This window comes from Streptococcus sp. HMSC070B10 (assembly GCF_001808665.1).
In the GTDB taxonomy this organism is placed as follows: Bacteria; Bacillota; Bacilli; order Lactobacillales; family Streptococcaceae; genus Streptococcus.
The window spans coordinates 1,013-1,476 of the sequence record NZ_KV794215.1; the positions used below are offsets into that span (position 1 = coordinate 1,013).

The 464-nt window shown below is 53.2% G+C and carries 5 tRNA genes; all 5 read left to right on the forward strand.

The window, feature by feature from the left end:
• The first annotated feature begins 38 nt into the window (after nt 1–38).
• The 5 genes from HMPREF2613_RS09345 (at nt 39) to HMPREF2613_RS09365 (ending at nt 461) form a co-directional block, all read left to right on the forward strand.
• Nucleotides 39–112: transfer RNA gene (locus HMPREF2613_RS09345), tRNA-Met, on the forward strand.
• 13 nt (nt 113–125) lie between these two features.
• Nucleotides 126–199: transfer RNA gene (locus HMPREF2613_RS09350), tRNA-Ile, on the forward strand.
• A gap of 12 nt (nt 200–211) precedes the next feature.
• Nucleotides 212–301 (forward strand) — tRNA-Ser (locus tag HMPREF2613_RS09355).
• A gap of 10 nt (nt 302–311) precedes the next feature.
• A tRNA-Met gene (locus tag HMPREF2613_RS09360) sits at nt 312–385 on the forward strand.
• A gap of 3 nt (nt 386–388) precedes the next feature.
• A tRNA-Phe gene (locus HMPREF2613_RS09365) sits at nt 389–461 on the forward strand.
• The last annotated feature ends 3 nt before the right edge of the window (nt 462–464 follow it).

Genomic DNA, 464 nt, shown 5'->3' on the forward strand with positions numbered 1-464 from the left:
AAGGTGTCGCAGGTTCGAATCCTGTCTTCCCGATATATGGCGGTGTAGCTCAGCTGGCTAGAGCGTCCGGTTCATACCCGGGAGGTCGGGGGTTCGATCCCCTTCGCCGCTATAATGATCTTGTTGGACCTTTAGCTCAGCTGGTTAGAGCTCTCGGCTCATAACCGAGTGGTCGTAGGTTCAAGTCCTACAAGGTCCATTTAAATAATATGGAGGATTACCCAAGTCCGGCTGAAGGGAACGGTCTTGAAAACCGTCAGGCGTGTAAAAGCGTGCGTGGGTTCGAATCCCACATCCTCCTTTTGTATTAACGCGGGATGGAGCAGCTCGGTAGCTCGTCGGGCTCATAACCCGAAGGTCGTAGGTTCAAATCCTGCTCCCGCAATAAGGCTCGGTAGCTCAGTTGGTAGAGCAATGGATTGAAGCTCCATGTGTCGGCGGTTCGATTCCGTCTCGCGCCATTT